At 66.0% G+C, this 22,075-nt stretch carries 19 protein-coding genes; all 19 read left to right on the top strand.

Annotation, left to right across the window (positions count from 1 at the left end; genetic code table 11):
- The first annotated feature begins 71 nt into the window (after positions 1 to 71).
- The 19 genes from C4F17_RS04535 (at position 72) to C4F17_RS04630 (ending at position 22,041) form a co-directional block, all read left to right on the top strand.
- Positions 72 to 1,715 carry a 3-(methylthio)propionyl-CoA ligase gene (locus C4F17_RS04535; RefSeq protein ID WP_081269441.1) on the top strand — a complete coding sequence of 548 codons (1,644 nt, stop codon included), beginning with the start codon at positions 72 to 74 and terminating at the stop codon, positions 1,713 to 1,715.
- A gap of 142 nt (positions 1,716 to 1,857) precedes the next feature.
- Entirely contained in the window at positions 1,858 to 3,087 is a 1,230-nt protein-coding gene (locus C4F17_RS04540) for a branched-chain amino acid ABC transporter substrate-binding protein (RefSeq protein WP_081269442.1), read from the top strand.
- Positions 3,088 to 3,306: 219 nt separating this feature from the next.
- Positions 3,307 to 4,539: a branched-chain amino acid ABC transporter substrate-binding protein gene (locus tag C4F17_RS04545; RefSeq protein ID WP_081269443.1), complete on the top strand. Its 1,233-nt coding sequence runs from the start codon at positions 3,307 to 3,309 to the stop codon at positions 4,537 to 4,539.
- Between the two features lie 79 nt (positions 4,540 to 4,618).
- Complete coding sequence (locus C4F17_RS04550; RefSeq protein ID WP_106934421.1) at positions 4,619 to 5,572, top strand: branched-chain amino acid ABC transporter permease; 954 nt, start codon at positions 4,619 to 4,621, stop codon at positions 5,570 to 5,572.
- 4 nt (positions 5,573 to 5,576) lie between these two features.
- Positions 5,577 to 6,905, top strand: a complete 1,329-nt coding sequence (locus tag C4F17_RS04555; protein ID WP_106934422.1) for a branched-chain amino acid ABC transporter permease — start codon at positions 5,577 to 5,579, stop codon at positions 6,903 to 6,905.
- Positions 6,902 to 7,672, top strand: coding sequence for an ABC transporter ATP-binding protein (locus tag C4F17_RS04560; protein WP_081269446.1), 771 nt, complete (start codon positions 6,902 to 6,904; stop codon positions 7,670 to 7,672). The genes C4F17_RS04555 and C4F17_RS04560 overlap by 4 nt, the downstream gene beginning before the upstream one ends.
- Before the next feature lies 1 nt (position 7,673).
- On the top strand, positions 7,674 to 8,369 hold the full coding sequence (locus C4F17_RS04565) for an ABC transporter ATP-binding protein (protein WP_093056893.1): 696 nt from the start codon (positions 7,674 to 7,676) through the stop codon (positions 8,367 to 8,369).
- Positions 8,370 to 8,606: 237 nt separating this feature from the next.
- Positions 8,607 to 10,712: a 3-hydroxyacyl-CoA dehydrogenase NAD-binding domain-containing protein gene (locus tag C4F17_RS04575; RefSeq protein WP_081269448.1), complete on the top strand. Its 2,106-nt coding sequence runs from the start codon at positions 8,607 to 8,609 to the stop codon at positions 10,710 to 10,712.
- 28 nt (positions 10,713 to 10,740) lie between these two features.
- On the top strand, positions 10,741 to 12,216 hold the full coding sequence (locus tag C4F17_RS04580) for a M20 family peptidase (protein ID WP_106934423.1): 1,476 nt from the start codon (positions 10,741 to 10,743) through the stop codon (positions 12,214 to 12,216).
- A 43-nt stretch (positions 12,217 to 12,259) separates the two neighbouring features.
- Complete coding sequence (locus C4F17_RS04585) at positions 12,260 to 13,435, top strand: acetyl-CoA C-acyltransferase (RefSeq protein ID WP_106934424.1); 1,176 nt, start codon at positions 12,260 to 12,262, stop codon at positions 13,433 to 13,435.
- Between the two features lie 169 nt (positions 13,436 to 13,604).
- Entirely contained in the window at positions 13,605 to 15,458 is a 1,854-nt protein-coding gene (locus tag C4F17_RS04590) for an acyl-CoA dehydrogenase (RefSeq protein ID WP_106934425.1), read from the top strand.
- Entirely contained in the window at positions 15,458 to 15,709 is a 252-nt protein-coding gene (locus C4F17_RS04595) for a hypothetical protein (protein WP_081269452.1), read from the top strand. The genes C4F17_RS04590 and C4F17_RS04595 overlap by 1 nt, the downstream gene beginning before the upstream one ends.
- Before the next feature lie 15 nt (positions 15,710 to 15,724).
- Positions 15,725 to 16,027, top strand: a complete 303-nt coding sequence (locus C4F17_RS04600; RefSeq protein WP_081269453.1) for a Dabb family protein — start codon at positions 15,725 to 15,727, stop codon at positions 16,025 to 16,027.
- 29 nt (positions 16,028 to 16,056) lie between these two features.
- Positions 16,057 to 16,854, top strand: coding sequence for an SDR family oxidoreductase (locus tag C4F17_RS04605; protein ID WP_081269454.1), 798 nt, complete (start codon positions 16,057 to 16,059; stop codon positions 16,852 to 16,854).
- A gap of 8 nt (positions 16,855 to 16,862) precedes the next feature.
- A complete protein-coding gene (locus C4F17_RS04610; protein ID WP_106934426.1) occupies positions 16,863 to 17,327 on the top strand; it encodes a PaaI family thioesterase in 465 nt (154 codons plus the stop codon).
- A 29-nt stretch (positions 17,328 to 17,356) separates the two neighbouring features.
- Positions 17,357 to 18,373 (top strand): NADP-dependent oxidoreductase, encoded by a 1,017-nt coding sequence (locus C4F17_RS04615; RefSeq protein WP_081269456.1) that lies wholly within the window; start codon positions 17,357 to 17,359, stop codon positions 18,371 to 18,373.
- Between the two features lie 31 nt (positions 18,374 to 18,404).
- Complete coding sequence (locus tag C4F17_RS04620) at positions 18,405 to 20,045, top strand: isovaleryl-CoA dehydrogenase (protein ID WP_106934427.1); 1,641 nt, start codon at positions 18,405 to 18,407, stop codon at positions 20,043 to 20,045.
- A 50-nt stretch (positions 20,046 to 20,095) separates the two neighbouring features.
- Positions 20,096 to 21,034, top strand: a complete 939-nt coding sequence (locus C4F17_RS04625) for a glutathione S-transferase family protein (RefSeq protein WP_106934428.1) — start codon at positions 20,096 to 20,098, stop codon at positions 21,032 to 21,034.
- A gap of 101 nt (positions 21,035 to 21,135) precedes the next feature.
- Entirely contained in the window at positions 21,136 to 22,041 is a 906-nt protein-coding gene (locus C4F17_RS04630) for an SDR family oxidoreductase (RefSeq protein WP_106934429.1), read from the top strand.
- Positions 22,042 to 22,075 lie beyond the last annotated feature (34 nt).

The raw sequence follows: 22,075 nt of genomic DNA on the forward strand, positions 1-22,075 counted from the left end.
AAGTGGCCGAAGCTTGCGTGAATCCGTTGTCCGCAAGTTTTCATGAAGTCATTTCACATAGGAGTCCGTAGATGCTGGGTTTGATGCAAGACCAACCGCTTTTGATCTCGTCGCTGATCGAGTTCGCCGAGCGCCACCATGGCGACGGCGAGATCGTCTCGCGCCGTGTCGAGGGCGATATCCACCGCTGCACCTGGAGCGACATCGCATCGCGCGCCAGGCAGGTGGCCAATGCGCTGGACGGCGAGCAGCTGCTGTTCAGCGACCGCGTCGCGACCCTGGCCTGGAACGGCTATCGCCACCTGGAGCTGTACTACGGCGTGAGCGGCAGCGGCCGCGTGCTGCACACCATCAACCCGCGCCTGCACCCCGACCAGATCGCCTGGATCGCCAACCACGCCGAAGACCAGATCCTGTGCTTCGACCTGAGCTTCCTGCCTCTGGTGCAGGCGGTGCACGCCAAATGTCCCACGATCCGGAAATGGGTTGCACTGTGTGATGCCGACAAGCTGCCGGCCGACAGCGGCGTGCCCGGCCTGGTGAGCTACGAGAGCTGGATGGGCGCGCAGCCCACCGACTACGAATGGCCCAGCTTCGACGAGAACTCCGCGTCGAGCATGTGCTACACGAGCGGCACCACGGGCAACCCGAAGGCCGCGCTCTACAGCCACCGCTCCACGCTGCTGCATGCGTATGCCGCGGCGCTGCCCGACGTCATGCGCCTGTCGGCGCGCGACTCCGTGCTGCCGGTGGTGCCCATGTTCCACGTCAACGCCTGGGGCATTCCGTACTCGGCCGCGCTGGTGGGCTGCAAGCTGGTGTTCCCCGGCCCGGCGCTCGACGGCAAGTCGGTGTACGACCTGATCGAGGCCGAAGGCGTGACCTTCGCGGCGGGCGTGCCCACCGTGTGGCAGATGCTGCTGGGCCACATGCAGACCAACGGCCTGAAGTTCAGCAAGCTGGACCGCACCGTCATCGGCGGGTCGGCCTGCCCGCCGGCCATGATCACGGCGTTCCAGGAGAAGTACGACGTCGAGGTGCTGCATGCCTGGGGCATGACCGAGATGAGCCCGCTGGGCACGCTCTGCACGCTGAAGAACAAGCACCTGTCGCTGCCGCCGGACGCCCAGCTCAAGATCCGCATGAAGCAGGGCCGCGCGATCTTCGGCGTCGACATGAAGATCGTCGACGGCGACGGCAACGAGCTGCCCTGGGACGGCAAGGCCTTCGGCGACCTGCTGGTGAAGGGCCCGTGGATCGTCAAGGAATACTTCAAGGGCGAGGGCGGCGATCCGCTCATTCCCGATGCGCGCAACCGCGGCTGGTTCCCCACCGGCGACGTCGCCACCATCGACGCCGAGGGCTACCTGCAGATCACCGACCGCAGCAAGGACGTGATCAAGTCCGGCGGCGAGTGGATCAGCTCCATCGACATCGAGAACATCGCCGTCGCGCACCCGGCCGTGGCCATGGCCGCGTGCATCGGCGTGTTCCATCCCAAGTGGGACGAGCGGCCCGTCATCGCCGTCGCGAAGAAGCCGGGCGCCGAAGTCACGCGCGAGGAGCTGCTGAAGTTCTACGAGGGCAAGACCGCCAAGTGGCAGATCCCAGACGACGTTGTGTTCGTCGAGGCCATTCCGCTGGGCGCCACCGGCAAGATCCTGAAGACCAAGCTGCGCGAGCTGCTCAAGGACTACAAGCTGCCCACACTCTGAAAACACAGGCAAAGCCCTGCCGCACTGTCGCGCACGCGATAGGAAAGCCGCCCCGGCGGCTTTCCTTGCGGGCAATCCCTGTGCGGTGAAAAAAAGGGCGCTTGTACGCTGCGATCCCGCATAACGAAACTGGAGACTCCTCATGCAATTTGCTATCAAGTCAGTAGCTGCCTGCGCCATGTTGGTGAGCGTTACCGCTGCATTCGCGCAAAAGGGCGAGACCGTCAAGATCGCCTGGCTCGACCCTCTGTCCGGCCTCATGGCCGCGGTCGGCACCAACCAGCTCAAGACCACGCAATTCCTTGCCGAGGAGTTCAACAAGAAGAACCAGTCGGGCGTGAAGTTCGAGATCATCGCGCTCGACAACAAGCTCAGCCCGCAGGAGACCACCGCTGCGCTGCGCTCGGCGCAGGACCAGGGCGCCCGCTACATCATGCAGGGCAACGGCTCCGGCCCGGCGCTGGCCATCATCGACGCCATCGAGAAGAACAATTCGCGCAACCCCGGCAAGGAGTTGCTGTACATGAACTACGCGGCGGTCGACCCCGACCTGACCAACAGCAAGTGCAGCTACTGGCACTTCCGGGTCGACGCCGACACCTCCATGAAGATGGAGGCGCTGACCACCTGGATGAAGGATCAGCCCGACATCAAGAAGGTCTACCTGCTCGGCCAGAACTACGCCCACGGCGTGCAGGTGGCCAAGTTCGCCAAGGAAGACCTGAAGGTCAAGCGCCCCGACATCCAGATCGTTGGCGAAGACCTGCACCCGCTGGCGCAAGTGCGCGACTTCTCGCCCTACATCGCCAAGATCAAGGCCTCGGGCGCCGACACCGTCATCACCGGCAACTGGGGCTCCGACCTGTCGCTGCTCATCAAGGCGGCCAACGACTCGGGCCTGAACGTCAAGTTCCTCACTTACTACGCGCCGGGCGCCGGTACCCCCACGGCCATGGGGGCCACTTCGGACGGCAAGGTCTACACCGTGGCCTACGCCCACTACAACATGGGCGGCGAGATCCAGCAGCTGCTCAACGGCTACAAGAAGCGCATGAACGACGACCTGACGCAGTCGTCGATCTATCACGTGTTCGCGCTGCTCGACGCGGCCTTCGCCAAGACGAAGTCGACCGATCCGGTCAAGGTGGCGGCGGCGCTGGAAGGCATGAAGATCAAGAGCTTCAACGGCGAGGTCGAGATGCGCAAGTCCGACCACCAGCTGCAGCAGGGCCTGTACATCTCGCGCTGGGAAAAGGCCAGCGCCAAGTACCCCTACGACGCGGAGAACACCGGCTACACCAACGTGCCCGTGAAGTACTACGAGTCGTACGTGGCAAGCACGCCCACCACCTGCCAGATGAAGCGTCCCTGAGGCGTCCTGGCGCGAGTCCGCTCCAGCATTTCTACCCGCTGGTAGCAGCGGTCTACCCGCGGGTAGCAATTCGGGCGCCGCGCTGTCGCATGCGCGATAGAAACGGCCCCTCGCGGCCTCGCTCTTACGGGCATTCCCTGAGGGGAGGGGCTGCAATCGCTTGTACGCTCGTACAGCGTTTTGATTCGGTTCTGATTCGGTTTGACCAGGAGATATAGATTGAATTTCGCTCTGAAAATCGCTGCCGCAGCCGTCATTGCGGCCACCGCCACCGGTGCCCTCGCCCAGAAGGGTGAAACCGTCAAGATCGCATGGCTCGACCCGCTGTCGGGCCTCATGGCCGCGGTCGGGACGAATCAGCTCAAGACCTTCCAGTTCTTCGCCGAAGAGTTCAACAAGAAGAACGCCGCCGGCGTGAAGTTCGAGATCATCGGCATCGACAACAAGCTCAGCCCGCAGGAGACCACCAGCGCACTGCGCTCGGCCCTCGACCAGGGCGCGCGCTACATCGTGCAGGGCAACGGCTCCGGCCCTGCGCTGGCCATCATCGATGCGCTCGAGAAGAACAATGCGCGCAACCCCGGCAAGGAAGCGCTGTACCTGAACTATGCGGCCGTCGACCCCGACCTGACCAACAGCAAGTGCAGCTACTGGCAGTACCGCTTCGACGCCGACACGTCGATGAAGATGGAAGCGCTGACCACCTACATGAAGGACCAGCCGGACATCAAGAAGGTCTACATCATCGGCCAGAACTATGCGCACGGCCAGCAGGTTTCCAAGTTCGCCAAGGAAGACCTGAAGCACAAGCGCCCAGACATCCAGATCGTCGGCGACGACCTGCATCCGCTCGCGCAGGTGCGCGACTTCGCGCCGTACATCGCGAAAATCAAGGCTTCCGGCGCCGATACCGTCATCACCGGCAACTGGGGCTCCGACCTCGCGCTGCTCATCAAGTCCGCCAACGACTCGGGCCTGAACGTCAAGTTCTATACCTACTACGCCGTGACCACCGGCACGCCGACCGCCATGGGCGCGGCGTCCGACGGCAAGGTCTACCAGGTCGGCTATGCCCACTACAACATGGGCGGCGACATGCAGAAGTACGCCGAAGACTTCAAGAAGAAGTTCAACGACGACCTCTACACCACCGACATCTACACCGTGTTCCAGGCCCTGACCGAAGCCTTCGTGAAGACCAAGTCGACCGACCCCGTCAAGGTGGCCGCCGCCATGGAAGGCATGAAGTTCAAGAGCTTCAACGGCGACGTCGAACTGCGCAAGGCCGACCACCAGCTGCAGCAGGGCCTGTACATCGCCCGCTGGGAAAAGGCCAGCGCCAAGTACCCGTACAGCCCGGAGAACACCGGCTACACGCTGGCACCCGTGAAGTACTACGACGCCTACGTGGCCAGCACGCCCACCAGCTGCCAGATGAAGCGCCCCTCCTGATTTCGGGAGCGCGCCAACGCGGTCGAGGCCCGACTTCAACACTCGGGCCTTTTTCTTTTTTACCTGACACGAAAGACCGATGAACGTCGAATTCTTCGTCATCTCGCTGCTCAACGGCGTGAGCTACGGCTTGCTGTTGTTCATGCTGAGCTCTGGCCTCACGCTGATCTTCAGCATGATGGGCGTGCTCAATTTCGCGCACGCCAGCTTCTACATGCTGGGCGCCTACTTCGCCTACACGCTGTCGGGCATCGTCGGCTTCTGGCCGGCACTCTTCATCGCGCCGCTGCTGGTGTTCGTGCTGGGCGCGGCCTTCGAGCGCTACTGCCTGCGCCGCGTCCACAAGTTCGGCCACGTGCCCGAGCTGCTGGTGACGTTCGGTCTTTCGTACCTCATTCTCGAAATCGTGCAGCTGGTGTGGGGCCGTTCCACGGTGCCCTATGGCCTGCCGACGGCGCTGCAGGGGCCGCTCTTCACGCTCTACGGCACGCAGTTCCCCAAGTCGCGCTCGTTCATCATGCTGGTGGCGGTGCTGATGCTGTTGTCCGTGTGGCTGCTGCTCACGCGCACCCGCATCGGGCTGGTCATCCAGGCGGCGCTGAAGCACCCCGACATGGTCGAGGCGCTGGGCCACAACGTGCCGCGCGTGTTCATGCTGGTGTTCGGCGGCGGCGCCGCGCTGGCGGGGCTGGCTGGCGTGGTCGGCGGCAACACCTACGTCACCGAGCCGGCCATGGCGGGTTCGGTCGGCTCCATCATCTTCGTGGTGGTGGTGGTCGGCGGCATGGGCTCGCTGGCGGGTGCATTCCTGGCCTCGCTGATCATCGGCATCGTGCAGACCTTCGCGGTGGCCATGGACCAGTCGCTCGCGACCGGCCTGCAGGCGCTCGGCGTGGCCGTGACCGACCAGACCTTCGGCTACGAGCTGCTCAAGCTCACCATCTCGCAGGTGGCGCCCATTCTTCCGTACCTGTTCCTGGTGCTGATCCTCATCTTCAGGCCCAAGGGTCTTCTCGGAACCCGGGAGGACTGACGCCATGAATACTGCAACCACAACCGCTTCGACCTCCACGCCGGTGCGCTACTACCGGTTCAAGCCGCTGAACATCGGCCGCATCTTCATCTGGTCTTTCTTCGCGCTGCTGCTGATCGTGGCGCCGATGATCTTCACCAGCAGCCTGGCGCTCACCATGCTGTCGCAGATCGGCTACCTGATCATCATCTGCCTGAGCTACAACATCCTGCTGGGGCAGGGCGGCATGCTCAGCTTCGGGCACGCGGTGTACGTGGGCCTGGGCTCGTTCATCGCCATCCACGCCATGAACCTGGCGGGCGCCGGCAAGCTGCCGATCCCGCTGGTGCTGATTCCGCTCGTGGGCGGGCTCGGCGGCATGTTCTTCGCGGTGGTGTTCGGCTATGTGTCGACCAAGAAGTCGGGCACCACCTTCGCGATGATCACGCTCGGCCTGGGCGAGCTGGTGGCCGCGATGGCGCTGATGTTCCCCAGCTTCTTCGGCGGCGAGGGCGGCATCACCACCAACCGCGTGTACGGCACCTCGTTCTTCGGCATCAACTTCGGGCCGCAGAACCAGGTGTACTACCTGATCGCGGTGTACTGCTTCATCTGCACCGGGCTGATGTTCGCCTTCACCGGCACGCCGCTCGGACGCATGCTGAACGCGGTGCGCGACAACCCGGAGCGCGTGGAGTTCATCGGCTACAACACGCAGCGCGTGCGCTACTACGCGTTCATCATCGCGGGCTTCTTCGCGGGCATCGGCGGCGGCCTGGCGGCCATCAACTTCGAGATCGTGAACGCGGCCGACAGCCTGAACGGGCTGCGCTCGGGCAGCTACCTGCTGTTCACCTTCCTGGGCGGCGCCACCTTCTTCTTCGGGCCGATCATCGGCGCGGCGCTGCTGGTGTTCGCGCTGGTGCTGCTGTCCGAACTCAGCAAGGCCTGGCTGCTGTACGTGGGCCTGGTGTTCCTGCTGATGGTGATGTTCGCGCCCGGCGGCGTGGCCAGCCTGATCATGATGAACGTGCGCGTGGCGCTGTTCGGCAAGATCAAGCGCTTCTACCTGCTGTACGTGGGCCTGTTCGTCGGTGCGGGCGTGATGCTCGCGGGCGCGGCGGCCATCGTCGAGATGATCTATCACATGCAGCTGAACGCGGCGCTCGGCCCCCTGGTGCCGTTCGCGGGCCTGCAGCTGGACACCTCTTCGGCCACGAGCTGGATCGTCGCGGTGGCGCTGCTGGCGGTGGGCCTGGGCATCTTCGAGGTGTTCCGCAGGCGCTTCGCGAAGGCCTGGGGCCACGCGCAGGAAGAAATCGAAGCCGAGATCAAGCGGCGGGAGACGGCATGACCTATTCACTCGAACTCAAAGGCCTGCGCAAGAGCTTCGGCAAGACCGACATCATCCGTGGCGTGGACCTGGCCGTGACGGCCGGCGAGCGCATCGCCATCATCGGGCCGAACGGCGCGGGCAAGTCCACGCTGTTCAACCTGATCAGCGGGCGGCTCACGCCCACCAGCGGCGAGGTGCTGCTCAATGGCCAGCGCATCGACGGCATGAAGCCGTACGAGATCAACCGCATGGGCCTGTCGCGCAGCTTCCAGATCACCAACATCTTCCCGAAGCTCAGCGTGTTCGAGAACCTGCGCTGCGGCGTGCTGTGGAGCCTGGGCTACAAGTACACCTTCCTGCGATTTCTCTCGAACCTGGACGACGCCAACGAGCGCACCGAGGAGCTCATCAGGCAGATCGGCCTGGAGAAGAAGCGCGACGTGCATGCGGTGAACCTCACGTACGCCGAGCAGCGCGCGCTGGAGATCGGCGTGACCATCGCTGGCGGCGCCAGCGTGATCCTGCTGGACGAACCCACGGCCGGCATGAGCAAGACCGAGACTTCGCACTTCATCTCGCTCATCAAGCACGTCACCGTTGGCAAGACGCTGCTGACGGTGGAGCACGACATGGGCGTTGTCTTCGGCTTGGCCGACAAGATCGCGGTGGTGGTGTACGGCGAAGTGATCGCCTTCGACACGCCGGCTGCGGTGCGCGCGAATGCGCGCGTGCAGGAGGCGTACCTGGGCTCCTCGGTTGCCGACGCACAAGGGGCGGGACACTGACATGCTGAAGCTCAAAGACATCCACGCCTACTACGGCAAGAGCCATGTGCTGCATGGCGTTTCGTTCGACGTGAACCCCGGCGAGATCGTCGCGCTGCTGGGCCGCAACGGCTCGGGCCGCTCGACCACCGCCAAGGCCATCATGGGCCTGGTGCATGCCGAGGGCGGACTGCACTGGAAGGGGCAGGACATCCTGCGCCGCAAGGCGTATGAGATCGCGCACTTCGGCATCGGCTACGTGCCCGAGAACCGCGACATCTTTCCCAAGCTCACGGTGCACCAGAACCTGCTGCTGGGGCAGAAGGGCTCCGGCAAGGGCAGCCGCTGGTCGTTCGACGACATGTACGGCATGTTCCCGCGCCTGAAGGAACGCCAGCACACCGAGGCCGGCGTGCTCTCGGGCGGCGAGCAGCAGATGCTCACGCTGTGCCGCACGCTGATGGGCGACCCCGACCTGATCATCATCGACGAACCCACCGAAGGCCTCGCGCCCAAGATCGTCGAGCTGGTGGGGCAGTACCTGCGCACGCTGAAGGACAAGGGCATCTCGGTGCTGCTGATCGAGCAGAAGCTCACCATCGCCATGCAGATCTCGGACCGCGCGCTCGTCATGGGCCACGGCAGCATCGTGTTCGACGGCACCCCCGACAGCCTGCGCGCCGACGCCACCACTCGCAAGGAGTGGCTGGAGGTCTAGGCAAACCCCCAGGCTTCGCGCACTTCGTGTCGCTACGCCTTCCCCCTTGCAGGGGGCAACACCTGCGGCCCGGCGAAGCCGGTTCCGCGGTGTTTCCCGAAAGCTCCGCCCTCCTCAGGCGGGGCCTTGTCTCTACAGCGACTGCGTGCCATTGTCTGGCCTCGCGAAACGCCTAGAATCCCTGAAAAAGAACACTCGTGCTTTTTCTTCTTTTCTTCACACACCAAGGAACGCAGCATGACGGCTGAATACAAAGTGCTCGGCGATGTCGCCGTGATCACCATGACCAACCCTCCGGTCAACGGTCTCGGTTTCTCGACCCGCATCGGCATCACCGATGGCCTGGCCAAGGCCAATGCCGACGACGCCGTCAAGGCCATCGTCATCACCGGTGCCGGCAAGGCGTTCTCGGGCGGCGCGGACATCAAGGAATTCGGCACGCCCAAGGCGCTGCAGGAGCCCAACCTTCTCAGCGTGATCCTCGCGCTGGAAGCTTCGGCCAAGCCCATCGTCGCGGCCATCCATTCGGTGTGCATGGGCGGCGGCCTCGAGCTGGCGCTGGGCTGCCACTACCGCGTGGCTGCCCCGGGCACCAGCGTCGCGCTGCCCGAAGTCAAGCTGGGCCTGATCCCGGGTGCCGGCGGCACGCAGCGCCTGCCGCGCGTGGTGGGTGTCGAGACCGCGCTGAACATGATCGTCAGCGGCGAGGCTGTGAAGAGCGAACTGCTCGCGAGCCTGCCCGGCCAGAAGCTGTTCGACAGGCTGGCCGCCTCGCCCGAATCGGTGTTCGAAGAAGCCGTGGCCTTCGCCAAGAGCGTGGCCGGCAAGACCGGTGAAGCGCTGCCGCTGGTGCGCAACCTGCCTTGCAAGCACCCGCAAGGCGACGCCTACTTCCAGTTCGCCAAGAACATGGTCGGCGGCATGTCGAAGAACTATCCCGCGCCGCTGCAGTGCGTGGACGCCGTGCAGGCCGCCACCAAGATGAAGTTCGACGCCGGCATGGCCGAAGAGCGCCGCATCTTCACCGCGCTGATGTTCACGCCCGAATCGCTGGCCCTGCGCCACCTGTTCATGGCCGAGCGCGCCGCGAGCAAGATTCCCGATGTGCCCGAAGACACGCCCAAGCGCGAGATCAAGTCGGTCGGCGTGATCGGCGCCGGCACCATGGGCGGCGGCATCTCGATGAACTTCCTGAATGCGGGCATCCCCGTCAAGATCCTCGAGATGAAGCAGGAAGCGCTCGACCGCGGCGTTGCCACCATCAAGAAGAACTACGAAGCCCAGGTCAAGAAGGGCAAGCTCAAGCAGGACAAGTACGAGCAGCGCATGGCGCTGCTGAGCACCACGCTGAGCTACGACGACCTGAAGGACGCCGACCTGATCATCGAGGCCGTGTTCGAAGAACTCGGCGTGAAGGAGAAGGTCTTCAAGGAACTCGACCGCGTCGCCAAGAAGGGCGCGATCCTGGCCTCGAACACCTCTACGCTCGACGTCGACAAGATCGCATCGTTCACCGAACGTCCGCAGGACGTGGTCGGCATGCACTTCTTCAGCCCCGCCAACGTGATGAAGCTGCTCGAAGTGGTGCGCGGCAAGGCCACCGCCAAGGACGTGCTGGCCACGGTCATGGCCATCGGAAAGAAGATCAAGAAGACGGCCGTGGTCTCGGGCGTGTGCGACGGCTTCATCGGCAACCGCATGATCGAGCAGTACTCGCGCCAGGCCGGCTTCCTGCTGGACGAAGGCGCCACGCCGCAGCAGGTCGACAAGGCCATCGAGAAGTTCGGCTTTGCCATGGGTCCGTTCCGCATGGGCGACCTGGCCGGCAACGACATCGGCTGGGCGATTCGCAAGCGCCGCGCCGTCGAGCGCGCCGACATGAAGTACAGCCGCACGGCCGACAAGCTCTGCGAACTGGGCCGCTTCGGCCAGAAGACCGGGGCAGGGTGGTACGACTACCAGGCCGGCAAGCGTGACGCGATTCCGTCGGAACTGGTCAACAAGATGATCGAGGACCACCGCAAGGAACTGGGCATCACGCCGCGCAAGATTTCTGATGAAGAGATCGTGCAACGCCTGGTTTACGCGCTGGTGAACGAAGGCGCGCACATCCTGGAAGACGGCATTGCTTCGAAGTCGGGCGACATCGACATGGTGTACCTGACCGGCTACGGCTTCCCGATCTGGCGCGGCGGCCCGATGCACTACGCATCGCAGGTCGGCCTGTACAACGTGGCCGAGACGATGAAGCGCTTTGCCAAGAACCCGCGCGACGACGCCGAGTTCTGGCAGCCCGCGCCGCTGATCCAGAAGCTGGTGGCCGAAGGCAAGCAGTTCAGCTGATCCGCGAAGGCAAAGGGACCGACCGCCAATGTTGAAACGCATCTTCCTTGGGCTGCTGCTGGCAATCGTCTTGCTGGTGGCCGCCGTGGCGGTCAAGACCTGGACCACGCCGTCGCAGCAGCTGGCGGTGGCGCCCGCGCCCAAGCTGGACATCGATCTGCAGGCGGCGGCCAAGCGGCTGTCCACGGCGATCACGTTCCGCACGGTGTCGGGCATGGACGACCCGGCCGCCAACGCGGCCGAGTTCGACAAGCTGCATGCCTATCTGGAGCAGCAGTTTCCCAAGGTGCACGCCACGCTCAAGAAAGAGGTGATGGGCAACAAGGCGCTGCTCTACACCTGGGCCGGCACCGATCCGCAGGCCAGGCCCATCGCGCTGATGGCGCACCAGGACATGGTGCCCATCGCGCCGGGCACCGAGAAGGCCTGGACGGTCGACCCCTTCGCCGGCGAGATCAAGGACGGCTACGTCTGGGGCCGCGGCACGCTCGACAACAAGAGCAATCTCTTCGCGCAGATGGAAGCCATCGAGCTGCTCATCGGCGCCGGCTTCAAGCCGAGGCAGACCGTCTACCTCGTGATGGGCGACGACGAAGAGGTGAGCGGCCTGCGCGGCGCGCTGCCCATCGCCGAGCTGCTCAAGTCGCGCAACGTGCGGCTGGACTGGGTGCTCGACGAGGGCCTGCTGGTGCTCGACGGCGTGCTGCCGGGCCTGAGCAGGCCGGCGGCGCTCATCGGCCTGGCGGAGAAGGGCTACGGCACCTTCTTCCTGTCGCTCGACACGGCGCCCGGCCATTCGTCGATGCCGCCGCAGCACAGCGCCATCGGCAGCATGAGCGCGGCGCTCGCACGGCTCGAAGCCAACCCGATGCCCGGCGGCATCAAGGGCATTGCCGGACAGATGTTCGGCACGCTCGCACCCGAGATGGGCGGCGTGAACCGCGTGATGCTCTCGAACCTGTGGCTCACCGAACCCGTGGTGCGGGGCATTCTCGAGAAGAGCCCCAGCAGCAACGCGATGCTGCGCACGACCACCGCGCTGACCATCGTTCGCGCCGGCAACAAGGACAACGTGCTGCCCGGGCGCGCCGAGGCCGCCGTCAACTTCCGCATCCTGCCGGGCGACACGCTCGCCAGCGTCGAGGCGCACCTGCGCAAGCAGCTGGCCAACGACGACATCAAGATCAAGCAGTACCCGGGCAACGCGGAGCCTTCGCCCGTGTCGCCGACCGACAGCACGGGCTACCGCGCGATCCAGCAGGCCGTGCGCCAGAGCTTCCCCGACGCGGTGGTGGCCCCCGGCCTCATGACCGCCGCGACCGACTCGCGCCACTTCAGCCTCGTGAGCGATGCCGTCTTCCGCTTCTCGCCGTTCCGGCTGAAGGGCGAGGACCTGGCACGCATCCACGGCAACAACGAACGCCTGGCCATCTCGAACTACGGCGAGATGATCGGCTTCTATCACCAGCTCCTGAGCAACACCAACGCTGCTCCGGCGCAATGACGACAACCTCTTTTCCCTTCCATCTGCTTCAAAGGACCTCACCATGACCAGCGCCGTCATTGTTTCCACCGCCCGCACGCCGCTCGCGAAGAGCTGGAAGGGTGCCTTCAACATGACGCACGGCGCCACCCTGGGCGGCCATGCGGTCCAGCACGCGGTGCAGCGCGCCGGCATCGACCCCGCCTCGGTGGACGACGTCATCATGGGCTGCGCCACGCCCGAAGGCGCGACCGGCTCCAACATCGCGCGCCAGATCGCGCTGCGCGCCGGCCTGCCGATCACCACGTCGGGCATGACCATCAACCGCTTCTGCTCGTCGGGCCTGCAGACCATCGCCACCGCCGCCCAGCGCATCATCGCGGGCGAAGGCGAGGTGTATGTGGCCGGCGGCGTCGAGAGCATCTCGTGCGTGCAGAACGAAGCCAACAAGCACATGCTGGCCGATCCCTGGCTCGTGAAGCACAAGCCCGAGATCTACTGGAACATGCTGCAGACGGCCGAGCAGGTCGCCAAGCGCTACAACATCGGCCGCGACGCCATGGACGAATACGGCGCCGCCAGCCAGCAGAAGGCCACCGCCGCGCTGGAAGCCGGTCGCTTCAAGGAAGAGATCGCCCCCATCACCGTGCTGGCCGGCGTGGCCGACCCCGTGATGGGCCTGCGCACCAAGGAAGTCACCGTCGAGAACGACGAAGGCATCCGACCCGGCACCACCAAGGAAGGCATCAGCGGCATCCGCCCGGCCATTCCCGGCGGCCTGATCTCGGCCGGCAACGCCAGCCAGTTCTCCGACGGCGGCGGCGCCTGCGTGGTGGTCGACGAGAAATACGCCGAGCAGAAGGGCTTGAAGCCCATGGGCCGTTTCCTCGGCTTTGCCGTGGCCGGCTGCGAGCCCGACGAAATGGGCATCGGCCCCGTCTTCGCGATTCCGAAGGTGCTCAAGCGCCTGGGCCTCACGGTCAACGACATCGACCTGTGGGAGCTGAACGAAGCCTTTGCCGTGCAGGTGATCTACTGCCGCGACAAGCTCGGCATTCCGGCCGACCGCCTGAACGTGGACGGCGGCGCCATCGCCGTGGGTCACCCCTACGGCGTGAGCGGCCAGCGCCTGACCGGCCACGCGCTCATCGAAGGCAAGCGCCGCGGCGCCAAGAAGGTCGTGGTCACGATGTGCATCGGCGGCGGCATGGGTGCCGCGGGCGTGTTCGAGATCATCTGACGCTCCCCATGCTGCGGCGCACTGCGTGTCGCCTTCGCCAACCCCCTTGCGGGGGCAACACCAGCGGCCCGGCGAAGCCGGTTCCGCGGTGTTCCACGAATGGGCCGGGCTTCGCCGGCCGACGAGCGCTGCCGGTGGAAGTCGGCAGTCTCAACATCAACATCCGACCATGAGCCTGCGTTCCACCCTCGACTTCCTGCTCTACGACTGGCTCGACGCCGAGTCGCTCAACCAGCGCGAACGCTTTGCCGACCATTCGCGCGAGACCTTCGACGCGGTGCTGGATACCTGCGAGCGCATCGCGCGCGAGAAGTACGCGCCGTTCAACCGCACGGTCGATACGCAGGAGCCGCATTTCGACGGCGAGAAGGTCATCCTGCCGCAGGCCACGCACGACGCGCACAAGGCCTTCGTCGACTCCGGAATGATGAGCGCCGCGCAGGACTACGACATCGGCGGCATGCAGCTGCCCTACACGATGCAGGCCGCCGCCAACAGCTTCTTCGCGATGGCCTCGGTGAGCATCGGCTCGAACATGCTCACCAGCGGCAACGCCAACCTGCTGATGGTGCACGGCACCGAGATGCAGAAAGAGGTGTTCGCCAAGAACGAGTTCTCCGGCCGCTGGGCCGGCACCATGTGCCTGTCGGAGCCGCAGGCCGGCTCGTCGCTGAGCGACGTGGCCACGCGCGCCGTGCCCGATGGCGCCGACTTCCGAAACGACCCGCTGGGTCCGCGCTACCGCCTCACGGGCAACAAGATGTGGATCTCGGCCGGCGACCACGAGCTGACCGAGAACATCGTGCACATCGTGCTGGCCAAGATTCCCGACGAGAACGGCAAGCTGGTGCCGGGCACGCGCGGCATTTCTTTGTTCATCGTGCCCAAGCGCATGGTCGACACCCAGGGCAATCTCACGGGCCAGCGCAACGACGTGGCGCTGGCGGGCCTGAACCACAAGCTGGGCTGGCGCGGCACCACCAACACGCTGCTGAACTTCGGCGAGGGCAAGTACCCGGTCGACGGCAAGGCCGGCGCGGTGGGCTACCTGGTCGGCGAACCGGGCAAGGGCCTGCATTGCATGTTCCACATGATGAACGAGGCGCGCATCGGCGTCGGCACCGCCGCCACCATGCTCGGCATGGCCGGCTACCACGCCTCGCTCGAATACGCCAAGACCCGGCCGCAGGGCCGCCTGGTCAAGAAGCCAGAGGCCGCAGGCGCCGCGGTCGCCAAGGACTCGGCCGCGCCGCAGGTGCGCATCATCGAGCACGCCGACGTGCGCCGCATGCTGCTGGCGCAGAAGGCGTACTGCGAAGGCGCGCTGGCGCTGGAGCTGTACTGCGCCCGGCTGGTCGACGAGCAGAAGACCGGCGACGCCCAGGCCGCGGACGACGCGCGCCTGCTGCTGGAAGTGCTCACGCCCATCGCCAAGAGCTGGCCCAGCGAGTGGTGCCTGGAGGCCAATTCGCTGGCCATCCAGGTGCACGGCGGCTACGGCTACACGCGCGACTTTCCGGTGGAGCAGTACTGGCGCGACAACCGCCTGAACATGATCCACGAAGGCACCCACGGCATCCAGGCGGCCGACCTGCTGGGGCGCAAGGTGCTGATGGAAAAGGGCCGCGGCCTGCAGCTGCTGGCCGGCCGCATGACGGCCACCATCGGCCGCACCGCCGAGGTGCCCGCGCTGGCGGCCCACACCAAGGCGCTGGGCGCCGCGCTGCAGCGCATCGGCAGCGCGACCGAGGCGGCCTGGTCCACCGGCGACCCGGCGGACGCGCTGGCCAATGCGGTGCCCTACATGCAGGCCTTCGGCCACACGGTGCTGGCCTGGATCTGGCTGGACGTGGCCAGCAGGGCCCTGGAGAACGACGGTGAAAAGGCCAGGGCGGTAACAGCTGGCAAGATCGGCGCCACGGACTATTTCTTCCACTACGAGCTGCCGAAAATCGGTGCCTGGCTCAACGTGGTCGAAACCCGCGACCCGACCTGTACCGCTTTGCCCGAGGACGCCTTCTGATGGCCATCAACAATCCGCCGAATTCCACCCCCAACACCCCCGCAAACGCACCGAAGCCGCCCAAGCCGCACGCCCGCCTGGAGAAGTGGATCTGGATCCTGATCTACGGCGGCCTGTTCCTCGTCATTTTGGGCATTTCCACCGGTCGCACCGACGCCGCCCTGGGCTGGTCGATCGCCGTTCCCGGCGGGCTGGTTTCGCTTGTGGGCTTCGTGCTCATCTACGTGCGCTCGCGGCTGGGCAACAAGTAACCCGAGGACGACGCCATGCTCAAGCACATCGTGATGTGGAAGTTCAAGGAGCACGCCGAGGGCGCCGACAAGGCGACCAACCTGCGCAAGGCCAAGGCGCTGCTCGACGCCTGCGCCAGGCTGTCGCCGGGCACGCACCGCTTCGAAGTGGCCATCGCCCAGCCCGGCCTGGAAGCCACCTACGACCTGATCCTGAACTCGGAATTCACCGACGCCGCCGCGCTCGCGGCCTATGCGGACCATCCGCAGCACGTGGCCCTGAAGCCATTCATCGGCGCCGTGCGCGAAGCCCGCCAGTGCATGGACTACGAGATCTGACCCAGAAACCGAACCCCGGAGACAACCCAATGACCGCCCGCACCGTCCAGAAACTCTTCGACCTCACCGGCAAGACCGCACTCATCACCGGCGGCTCGCGCGGCCTGGGCCTGCAGATGGCCCACGCGCTGGGCGAGGCGGGCGCGAAGATCATGCTGAGTTCGCGCAAGGCCGACGACCTGGAGCAGGCCGCGGCCGAGCTTCAGGCCGCCGGCATCGACGCGCGCTGGATCGCCGCCGACTGCTCGAAGGAGGAAGACACCCGCCGCCTGGCCGACGAGACGCTGCAGCGCATGGGCGCGGTCGACATCCTCATCAACAACGCCGGCGCCAGCTGGGGCGCGCCGGCCGAAAACCACCCGGTCGAGGCCTGGGACAAGGTGATGAACCTCAACGTGCGCGGCTACTTCATCCTGTCGCAGCAGATCGCCAACGGCTACATGATCCCGAAGAAGACCGGGCGCATCATCAACATCGCCTCGATCGCCGGCCTGAACGGCAACCCGCCCGAGATGCAGACGCTGGCCTACAACACCTCGAAGACCGCGGTCATCGGCTTCACGCGCACGCTGGCCGCCGAATGGGGCAAGTACAACATCAACGTGAACGCGATCTGCCCGGGCTTCTTCATGACGAAGATGGCCGCCGGCCTGATCAAGTCGCTGGGCGAGGAAAAGATGGCCGCGCAGGCCCCGCTGGGCCGCCTGGGCGACGACGAGGACCTCAAGGGCCTGACGCTCCTGTACGCGAGCGATGCCGGCAAGCACATCACCGGCCAGTGGCTGGCAGTTGACGGCGGCGTGAGCGTGGTGCTGGGCGCCGCTTGAAAACCGAAATGACAATTCCAGAATCCGACGACATCAACATCCGCTCGTACACGAGCCAGATTCCCTTTGCGCGCCACCTCGGCTTCGAGCTCACGAAGTTTGAAGGCGGCGAGTCCGAGATCGCCTACACCGCCAAGCCGGAGCACCTGAACACCTTCGACGTGACCCACGGCGGCGCCTGCATGACGCTGCTGGACATCGCCATGGCCGCGGCCGCGCGCAGCGTGTCGCCCGAGACCGGCGTGGTCACCATCGAGATGAAGACCAGCTTCATGCAGCCTTCCGTGGGGCCGCTGCGCGCGCGCGGCACGCTCATTCACCGCACGGCGACGCTGGCTTTCACGGAAGCCAAGATCTACGACGAGCAGGAGCGCGTGTGCGCCCACGCCACCGGCACCTTCAAGTACGTGAAGCGCCGCCTGCCGACCGGCCCCGCGAGCGCCAACGCGATGCGCCCGCCATCGACCGACTGACAGACACACACCCAACACCGGAGATACACATGCCCACCAACAAGCAGATCCACCTCGACAACCGCCCCGACGGCGAGGCCGTGGCGAGCAACTTCAAGCTCGTGACCGCGGAAACCCCGGCGCTCAAAGACAACCAGGTGCTGGTGCGCCACCACTACATGAGCCTCGACCCGTACATGCGCGGGCGCATGAACGACTCCAAGAGCTACGCGCAGCCGCAGCCTCTGGGGCAGACGATGCAGGGCGGCACGGTCGGCGAAGTGGTCGAGAGCAAGCACCCCAAGTACGCCGTGGGCGACAAGGTGGTCGGCTTCGGCGGCTGGCAGGAGTACAGCGTGGTCGACGCTTCGCAGCCCGGCGCGCTGAAGAAGGTCGACACCACGCACGTGCCGCTGTCGCACTACCTCGGCGCGGTCGGCATGCCGGGCGTCACGGCCTGGTACGGGCTGGTGAAGATCATCGCGCCCAAGGCCGGTGAAACCGTGGTCATCACCGCCGCCAGCGGCGCCGTGGGCAGTGCCTTCGGCGCGCTGGCCAAGGCGCGCGGCTGCCGCGTGGTCGGCATCGCAGGCGGCCCCGACAAGTGCAAGTACGTGACCGACGAGCTGGGCTTCGACGCCTGCATCGACTACCGCCAGCACCCCGACGTCAAGTCGATGAGCGCGGCACTGAAGGAAGCCTGCCCGAACGGCATCGACGGCTACTTCGAGAACGTCGGCGGCTACATCTTCGACGCGGTGCTGCTGCGCGCCAACGCCTTCGCCCGCGTGGCGCTGTGCGGAATGATCGCTGGCTACGACGGCCAGCCGCTGCCGCTCGCGAACCCGGCGCTGATCCTCATCAACCGCATGAAGATCGAAGGCTTCATCGTCAGCGAACACATGGAAGTGTGGCCCGAGGCGCTCACGGAACTGGGCACGCTGGTGGGCACGGGCAAGCTCAAGCCGCGCGAGTCGATTGCGCAAGGCATCGAATCGGCGCCCGAAGCGTTCCTGGGCCTGCTCAAGGGCAAGAACTTCGGCAAGCAACTCGTCAAACTGATCTGAATGAGCTGAACGCACGGCAAGGAGGCCGGTCATGGACACCACGCACGAGGTATTCAACCAGCCCACGCCGCTGGTGGACTACAACCTCTTCGATACCAACCGGCCGCTTCGCGATGCGCTGAAGTTCAACGCGCCCGCGCTGCAGACCACGCAGCTGCATGAACTGGGCGCGACCCTCGGCTCGGCCGGCATGCAGGCGCATGCGCGGCTGGCCAACATCCACACGCCCGAGCTGCACACGCATGACCGCTTCGGCCGGCGCGTCGACGAGGTGGAATTCCATCCGAGCTATCACGCGCTGATGAGCGCCGCCGTGGGCGCGGGGCTGCACGGCACGCCGTGGACCGGCGCCTCGGCGTCGCCGCATGTGCTGCGCGCGGCCGGCTTCATGCTCTTCACCGAACTGGAGCCGTCGATTCTCTGCCCCATCTCCATGACCTACGCCGTCACGCCCGCGCTGCGCGGCAATGCCGGCGTGTACGCCGACTGGGGACCTAAGCTCGGCAGCCTCCGGTACGACCCGGCGCTCAAGCGCTTCAGCGACAAGCCCGGCGTGACCATGGGCATGGGCATGACCGAGAAGCAGGGCGGCTCCGACGTGCGGGCCAACACCACCCGGGCCGTGCGCGACGGCAGCGACGCCTGGGGCGAGCGCTACGCCATCACCGGCCACAAGTGGTTCTTCTCGGCGCCGATGTGCGATGCGTTCCTGGTGCTGGCGCAGGCGCCGGCCGGGCTCAGCTGCTTCTTCCTGCCGCGCGTGCTGCCCGACGGCACGCGCAACGCCATCCAGATCCAGCGCCTGAAGGACAAGCTGGGCAACAAGGCCAACGCCAGTTCCGAGGTCGAGTTCCAGGGCGCCAGCGCCTGGCTGGTGGGCGAGGAGGGGCGCGGCATTCCGCAGATCCTCGAGATGGGCACGATGACCCGGCTCGACTGCGCGCTGGGCACCAGCGGCCTGATGCGCCAGTCGCTGGGCATCGCGCTCAACCATGCGACGCAGCGCAACGCCTTCGGCAAGCCCCTGATCGACCAGCCGCTCATGAAGAACGTGCTGGCCGATCTCGCGCTCGAAAGCGAAGCCGCCACGGCGCTGGCCATTCGCCTCGCGAGAGCCTTCGATCGCCAGGACGACGAGCACGAGCGCCTGATGGCCCGCCTGCTCACGCCCGTCGCCAAGTTCTGGATCTGCAAGCGCGGCAGCCACTTCGCGCAGGAGGCCATGGAATGCCTCGGCGGCAACGGCTATGTGGAAGAGGGCGGCGAAGGCATCATGGCCCGCATCTACCGCGAGATGCCGCTCAACTCCATCTGGGAAGGCGCCGGCAACATCATGGCGCTCGACCTGCTGCGCGGCCTGCGCAAGGGCGACGCGATTGCCGCGCTGAGGAAGGAACTGGCGCCCGCGCGCGGCCAGCACGCGGCGCTCGACCGTCTTGCCGATGCGATGCCCGCACGCATCGAGGCGATGGCCTCCGAAACAGAGGCGCGCCGCCTGGCACAGGACGTGGCATTGGCCGTGCAGGCATCGCTGCTCGCGCAGACCGCACCGGCGGCGGTGGCCGGTGCCTTCTGCGCATCGCGCCTCGGCGGCGACTGGGGCAACGCCTTCGGCACGCTCGGCGCCGGCACCGATTTCGATTCGATCATCCAGCGCGCGCAGCCCCGTTGAGCGTGCGCCGGGCCCACTGCAACGACCAAGCAACCCACAGGAAACAACCCATGGCCGACCTGATCCTCCATCACTACACCACCTCGCCGTTCTCGGAAAAGGTGCGGCTGATCCTCGGCGCGAAGAAGCTGCCGTGGAAGTCGGTCTTCATCCCGCCGATCATGCCCAAGCCCGACGTGGAAACGCTCACCGGCGGCTACCGCAAGACGCCGTTCCTGCAGATCGGCGCCGACATGTACTGCGACAGCGCGCTCATCGCCGACGTGCTCGAACATCTGCAGCCCGAGCCCACGCTCTACCCCGAGCCGGAGAAAGGCCTGTCGCGCATCCTCGCGCAGTGGGCCGACACCACGCTGTTCTGGGCCGCGATGGCCTGGAACCTGCAGCCCAGGGGCGCGGCAGAAGTGTTCGCCAAGGCGCCGCCCGAGGCCGCCAAGGCCTTCGGCGAAGACCGCGGCAAGATGAGCGCCGGCAACATGACCCGCCTGCGCCCGGCCGATGCCACCAGCGCCTACAAGTCGTACCTGCGCCGGCTGTCGGACATGCTCGACGACAAGCCGTTCCTGCTGGGCGAAGTGCCCAGCATTGCCGACTTCTCGGCCTACCACCCGCTCTGGTACACGCGCCGCGTCGAGTCGGTGCGAACCATCCTCGACCTCACGCCCGCGGTGGTCGACTGGATGGACCGCATGGCCGCCATCGGCCACGGCGCGCCGGAGAAGTTCACGAGCGACGAGGCCATTGCCACCGCCAAGGCCGCCACGCCGCACACGCTGCTGACCGACAGCACCTTCCAGGACGACCACGGCATTCCGCTGGGCAGCGCCGTGACCATCCGCGCCGAGAGCTTCGGCCTCGAAGAGACGCCTGGCACGCTGGTCGCGGCCACGCGCACGCACTACACGCTGGAGCGCACCGGCGAGCGTGTGGGAACGGTGCACGTGCACTTTCCGCGCATCGGCTATGTGCTGAAGAAGGCGGACGCCTGAGCCTGCATGGCGGGCACCTTCGTGACTGCGCCCACGCGCATTCCGTATTTCAATAACGCCTTCGACGTCAGAGACATTCAACAAAAGAAGGACACCGGCAAATGATTCAGGACTTCAAGGGCAAGACCGCCGTTCTCACCGGCGCGGGCTCGGGCTTCGGGCTGGAGTGCGCGCGCATCGGCGCGGCGCGCGGCATGAACCTCGTGCTGGTCGACGTGCAGCAGGACGCCCTCGACAAGGCCAAGGCCGAGATGGAAGCCGCCGGCGTGCAGGTGATGGCGCGCAAGGTCGACGTGTCCGACGCGGCGCAGATGGAAGCGCTGGCCGCCGCCGTGAAGGAACGCTTCGGCGCGCCGCACTTCGTGTTCAACAACGCGGGCGTGGGCGCCGGCGGCCTGGTGTGGGAGAACACCGTGGCCGACTGGGAATGGGTGCTGGGCGTCGACCTGTGGGGCGTGATCCACGGCGTGCGCCTGTTCACGCCGATGATGCTCGAGGCCGCCGCCAAGGACCCGTCCTACCGCGGCCACATCACCAACACCGCGAGCATGGCCGGCCTGCTCACGCCGCCCAACATGGGCATCTACAACGCCGCCAAGGCGGCCGTCGTGAGCCTCACGGAGACGATGTACCAGGACCTGAACCTCGTCACCGACCAGATCGGCGCGAGCCTGCTGTGCCCGTACTTCGTGCCCACCGGCATCACGAGCAGCGAACGCAACCGCCCCAACGCGCCGAAGGACAGCGAACTCACCAAGAGCCAGCTCATCGGCCAGGCCATGAGCAACAAGGCGGTGAGCAGCGGCAAGATCACGGCGGCCGAAGTGGCGGCCAGGGTTTTCGAGGCCATCAGCGACAACCAGTTCTACGTGTTCAGCCATCCGAAGGCGCTGGGCAACGTGCGCAGCCGCATGGAGAACATCGTGTCGGTGACGAACCCGGCCGACCCGTTCCTCGAACGGCCGGAAATCGGGCAGAAGCTGCGCGAGCAACTGCGCTCGGCCTGATTCTTCACGTCTCTTCAGGCCTCGTCACGCCTCT

This window comes from Variovorax sp. PMC12 (assembly GCF_003019815.1).
In the GTDB taxonomy this organism is placed as follows: domain Bacteria; phylum Pseudomonadota; class Gammaproteobacteria; order Burkholderiales; family Burkholderiaceae_C; genus Variovorax.

What these genes read in the sequence shown, in the direction of transcription:
- C4F17_RS04535 (WP_081269441.1), top strand. Translation starts at nt 72, where the DNA reads ATGCTGGGTTTGATGCAAGACCAACCGCTTTTGATCTCGTCGCTGATC.
- C4F17_RS04540 (WP_081269442.1), top strand. Translation starts at nt 1,858, where the DNA reads ATGCAATTTGCTATCAAGTCAGTAGCTGCCTGCGCCATGTTGGTGAGC.
- C4F17_RS04550 (WP_106934421.1), top strand. Translation starts at nt 4,619, where the DNA reads ATGAACGTCGAATTCTTCGTCATCTCGCTGCTCAACGGCGTGAGCTAC.
- C4F17_RS04555 (WP_106934422.1), top strand. Translation starts at nt 5,577, where the DNA reads ATGAATACTGCAACCACAACCGCTTCGACCTCCACGCCGGTGCGCTAC.
- C4F17_RS04560 (WP_081269446.1), top strand. Translation starts at nt 6,902, where the DNA reads ATGACCTATTCACTCGAACTCAAAGGCCTGCGCAAGAGCTTCGGCAAG.
- C4F17_RS04565 (WP_093056893.1), top strand. Translation starts at nt 7,674, where the DNA reads ATGCTGAAGCTCAAAGACATCCACGCCTACTACGGCAAGAGCCATGTG.
- C4F17_RS04575 (WP_081269448.1), top strand. Translation starts at nt 8,607, where the DNA reads ATGACGGCTGAATACAAAGTGCTCGGCGATGTCGCCGTGATCACCATG.
- C4F17_RS04580 (WP_106934423.1), top strand. Translation starts at nt 10,741, where the DNA reads ATGTTGAAACGCATCTTCCTTGGGCTGCTGCTGGCAATCGTCTTGCTG.
- C4F17_RS04585 (WP_106934424.1), top strand. Translation starts at nt 12,260, where the DNA reads ATGACCAGCGCCGTCATTGTTTCCACCGCCCGCACGCCGCTCGCGAAG.
- C4F17_RS04590 (WP_106934425.1), top strand. Translation starts at nt 13,605, where the DNA reads ATGAGCCTGCGTTCCACCCTCGACTTCCTGCTCTACGACTGGCTCGAC.
- C4F17_RS04595 (WP_081269452.1), top strand. Translation starts at nt 15,458, where the DNA reads ATGGCCATCAACAATCCGCCGAATTCCACCCCCAACACCCCCGCAAAC.
- C4F17_RS04600 (WP_081269453.1), top strand. Translation starts at nt 15,725, where the DNA reads ATGCTCAAGCACATCGTGATGTGGAAGTTCAAGGAGCACGCCGAGGGC.
- C4F17_RS04605 (WP_081269454.1), top strand. Translation starts at nt 16,057, where the DNA reads ATGACCGCCCGCACCGTCCAGAAACTCTTCGACCTCACCGGCAAGACC.
- C4F17_RS04610 (WP_106934426.1), top strand. Translation starts at nt 16,863, where the DNA reads ATGACAATTCCAGAATCCGACGACATCAACATCCGCTCGTACACGAGC.
- C4F17_RS04615 (WP_081269456.1), top strand. Translation starts at nt 17,357, where the DNA reads ATGCCCACCAACAAGCAGATCCACCTCGACAACCGCCCCGACGGCGAG.
- C4F17_RS04620 (WP_106934427.1), top strand. Translation starts at nt 18,405, where the DNA reads ATGGACACCACGCACGAGGTATTCAACCAGCCCACGCCGCTGGTGGAC.
- C4F17_RS04625 (WP_106934428.1), top strand. Translation starts at nt 20,096, where the DNA reads ATGGCCGACCTGATCCTCCATCACTACACCACCTCGCCGTTCTCGGAA.
- C4F17_RS04630 (WP_106934429.1), top strand. Translation starts at nt 21,136, where the DNA reads ATGATTCAGGACTTCAAGGGCAAGACCGCCGTTCTCACCGGCGCGGGC.